This window comes from Sphingomonas bacterium (assembly GCF_903643065.1).
Lineage (GTDB): Bacteria > Pseudomonadota > Alphaproteobacteria > Sphingomonadales > Sphingomonadaceae > Sphingomonas.
Map to the genome: position 1 here is coordinate 1 of NZ_CAHJWX010000350.1, position 3,270 is coordinate 3,270.

Annotated in this window: 5 protein-coding genes and 1 pseudogene; 3 read left to right on the plus strand and 3 right to left on the minus strand. The window is 71.3% G+C overall.

From position 1 onward, the window contains the following. A pseudogene (locus tag HUU95_RS11825) lies at nucleotides 1-398 on the plus strand (alpha/beta hydrolase); the annotation flags it as partial. Between the two features lie 59 nt (nucleotides 399-457). On the opposite strand, the gene HUU95_RS11830 reads toward HUU95_RS11825, so the two are convergent. The 3 genes from HUU95_RS11830 to HUU95_RS11840 all read right to left on the minus strand — a co-directional run bounded on the left by HUU95_RS11830 (nucleotide 458) and on the right by HUU95_RS11840 (nucleotide 2,134). Next, nucleotides 458-772, minus strand: coding sequence for a hypothetical protein (locus HUU95_RS11830; protein WP_174280292.1), 315 nt, complete (start codon nucleotides 770-772; stop codon nucleotides 458-460). Nucleotides 773-849: 77 nt separating this feature from the next. Further along, entirely contained in the window at nucleotides 850-1,293 is a 444-nt protein-coding gene (locus tag HUU95_RS11835) for a phasin family protein (protein WP_174280293.1), read from the minus strand. A 121-nt stretch (nucleotides 1,294-1,414) separates the two neighbouring features. Next, nucleotides 1,415-2,134, minus strand: coding sequence for a Crp/Fnr family transcriptional regulator (locus HUU95_RS11840; protein ID WP_174280294.1), 720 nt, complete (start codon nucleotides 2,132-2,134; stop codon nucleotides 1,415-1,417). Between the two features lie 131 nt (nucleotides 2,135-2,265). Here HUU95_RS11840 and HUU95_RS11845 point away from each other — a divergent pair, with 131 nt between their 5' ends. Both HUU95_RS11845 and HUU95_RS11850 read left to right on the plus strand, forming a co-directional pair. Further along, nucleotides 2,266-2,697, plus strand: a complete 432-nt coding sequence (locus HUU95_RS11845) for a hypothetical protein (protein ID WP_174280295.1) — start codon at nucleotides 2,266-2,268, stop codon at nucleotides 2,695-2,697. Next, entirely contained in the window at nucleotides 2,694-3,206 is a 513-nt protein-coding gene (locus HUU95_RS11850; protein WP_174280296.1) for a MarR family transcriptional regulator, read from the plus strand. Before HUU95_RS11845 ends, HUU95_RS11850 begins: the two co-directional genes overlap by 4 nt. Nucleotides 3,207-3,270: the final 64 nt, after the last annotated feature.

The following is a 3,270-nucleotide window of genomic DNA, read 5'->3' on the forward strand; positions in this document are numbered from 1 at the left end:
GGCGCGCGCCGGACGCGGTGCGCCAGGTGGTCACGCTCGGCAGCCCCTTCGCCGGCAGCCCGCGCGCCTCCAACGTGTGGCGCCTATACGAGATGATGAGCGGCGGCTCGATCGACGACCAGGATCATCAGACGCATCTGGCCGAGGTCGCCGCGCCCGCGCCGGTGCCGTCATCGGCGATCTTCACCAGGAGCGACGGCATCGTCGCTTGGGAGAACTGCCGCGAGGTCGATTCGGCGTTGGCCGAGAACATCGAGGTGCACGGCAGTCACCTGGGGTTGGGCGTCAACCCGGCGGTGCTGTACGCGGTCGCGGACCGGTTGGCGCGGCCCGCGGGCGACCGTCGCCGGTTCACGGCACGGGGCATGAAGAGCTGGTTCTACCCCCGGCGGGGCTGAACAAGCCGCGACGCCACCGGTCGACCGACGACGGCGGGTCGCCGCGATCGATCCGGCCGTCAACGCCCGGAGGCTTGCTCGCCCTGACCGGTGAACCAGGTCGGATCGAACCGCGCCGGCAACGGCCGTGCTTCGTCCGGCGCGACGCCGGCGATCGCGGGCGACGGCTGTTGCTGGAATACCAACTGCTCGCCCAGCGAGGCCTGGACCACCGTGCCGACCGGTAGCTGCGCGCTCGTGCCATGGACCAGGAAGCCCAGCGGGCTGACCAGCACCATGGTCGCGATCGAGGTCGCCAACCCGCTCGTCCCCTCGTCCGATGCGCCGCCGTTCAGCCGGATGCGATCGCCGGACTTGTTTGTCTTGGTGGACACCTGCGTCCGCGTGCGAAGCGTCACGGGGTGTCCAGCATGCGTTCGTGCCGCTCCCCAGCAACGCCACCCTGACTAGGTCAGCCCTGCCCGCCGCCGCCGCGCAGCGTGATCACCGCGTCACGCCCGAATTGGGCGATCAGCTCGCCGATCTCGCGCGCCTGCGTCATCGAGCGGGTCGCCTGCTCGCGCAGGAAATCGCCCTGGATCTGCATCACCGACGACACATCGTTCGCCTGCGCCGCCTTGCGCATCGCGGCGAAGACCTGATGGGCGTTGCTTTCGGCCTGCTCGATGATCTTGAGACCGATCGCCTGATTGTTCTGCGCGACCTTCTGCCCGCCCTCGCGCAGTACCTCGCCCGCGCGCCTGACGGGCTCGGCGACGCGGTCCTGGAATGCGGTGCGCGCCTGCTCGCCGGCCTCGCGCATCCGGTCGGCCGCGCCCTTGGCGAAGCTCGCGGCCTCGTCGGCTGCGGGCTCGGACTGGGCGGCAGCATCGTGATAGGAGGTGTCATCGGCCATGGTCGGGCTCCTTTTTCGCGCGCTCGGGGGCGCGCTTGTCGGCGATGGCTTAACCGGCGGCGCGGCAACGGGTTGCACGCCATCGTGAGCGACCGCGACCGGCGTCGCGGGAGGGTGCGTCTCAGGCGGCGTCGATCGGCGCGGGGCCGCCGACCAGCCGGTGCTGCTCACGCTCGGTGACGCCATAGGCCCCGTCGGCAACCCGCTCCAGCCCGGCCGGGTCGCGCACGACGATCCATCCGCGTCCGGCGCTCAGCAGGCCCGCCCCCTCCAGCTCGTGGAGCGCGCCCGTGATCCCGGTGCGCTGGACGCCGATCATCGCGGCAATGAATTCATGGGTGATCTCCAGCCGGTCCAGCCCCACCCGGTCGCGCCACATCAACAGCCAGCGCGCGAGCCGTGCCGGCACCTTCTGCCAGGCGGCGCTGATCAGTCCCTCGGCGAGCTGCACCATCTGGCCCTGGATCGCGCGCAGCAGCATCGCGCGCAGATCGGGCAGGTCGCGCACGAGGGCTGCGAAAGAAACAGCATCGATCCGGATCGCCGACAGCGTCTCCGTCTGCACGAACGTTTCGTACGGCCAATGACCGTCCGCTAGCACGAGCGCGCCGCCCACGAACCCCTCATGGCCGGTCAGGCAGATCTCCGTGCGGGCAACATGGCCGTCGGCCTTCACCACCGACGCGATGCCGGACTCGGGAAAGAACGCCGCCGCCGCGGGCTGATGCGCCGGTTGGAGGATGTCGCCACGCCGCAGGATGACGCGGGTGGCATGGGGCGCGACGGCGGCCAGGCCGTCCGGCGCGAGCGCGGCGAGCAGGAGATTGGCGGTGTCGGACAATGGGGACGTGTCGATGGATCGACTCCTCGCCGATGCACACGCGACACCATCGCCGCGACGATGGTCGGAATTGGACAGAGCATGGCGCGCCCACCGTCGTCAACCTAGGTTAATCAAACAGGAGAGTCGGATTGCACGTCGCCGCCGCGATCACGCGATTGGAGCAGTATCAGGGGCGGATCACGGCGTTGATCGACCGAACGCGAGTAGCGCTCGACCAGCCGGCGCGCGACCCGGTCGCGCTGGCGACGCTGCGCTGGGAGATGCTGCGGCTGCTGCGCGAATACCAGCTGTTCAAGCATGGCGAGCTGTTCGATCCGCTGTTGCGCGCCGCCGATCTCGGGCGCCGCGGACGGGCAGCGTCGCTGAAGGCGCGCTGCATCGAGATGGCGGCAGCGGTCGGCGACCATGGCCGCCGCTGGGCGGAGGCCGGCACCGCAACCGCCGAACGCCACGCGGACGAAACGCACACGCTGCTGACCCGGCTGACGCAGCACCTGCTGCGCGAGCGGCTGGGCGTGACCGAGCTGCTCAGCGGCCTGCAACGGACGCGACAGGCATGAGCGCGCGGCGACATCACGCCCGGGCGCCCGGCAATGCGACCCGCGTCGATCCGTCCCACCTGTCGATCGCGGCGGTGCGCGCGCTGGCGCTGCCCGATCCGCTGGGCGAGGCGATCGAGACGCTGATCGCGTTCGGCATGCGCGTCGCGTCGCGGGCGGACGCTCCCGACCCCGCCGCGCCGCGCCTGGCCGGACGGCTTCATCGCCAGCTGCTCGCGCTACCGACCCTGTTCGACGGGACGGTCAGCGCCGATCCCGCCTTCACCATGCTGCTGGCGCTGGTGGCGGACGAGGAAAGCGATCGGGCGACCACCGTCTCCGACCTCGCCCGGGCCAGCGGCGCGCCCGCGACGACGGCGCTTCGGCATCTCGATCGGCTGGAAGCGCACGGGCTGGTCATCCGGCGCGCCGACCCAAGGGACCGGCGGCGCACACTGGTGACGCTGACCGACACCGGGCGCCAGGGCGTCGAGCAGGCAATGGCGGCGCTGATCGCGGCGTCGCGGTGAGGCTACCCCGTTCAGCGGGGGGCTAGCGCGACGCGTGGCCCGGCTCGGCCGGGGCGTCGCGTAC

Excerpts from the sequence above, each read along its gene's own strand:
- HUU95_RS11835 (WP_174280293.1), bottom strand. The coding sequence starts at position 1,293 with ATGGCCGATGACACCTCCTATCACGATGCTGCCGCCCAGTCCGAGCCC.
- HUU95_RS11850 (WP_174280296.1), top strand. The coding sequence starts at position 2,694 with ATGAGCGCGCGGCGACATCACGCCCGGGCGCCCGGCAATGCGACCCGC.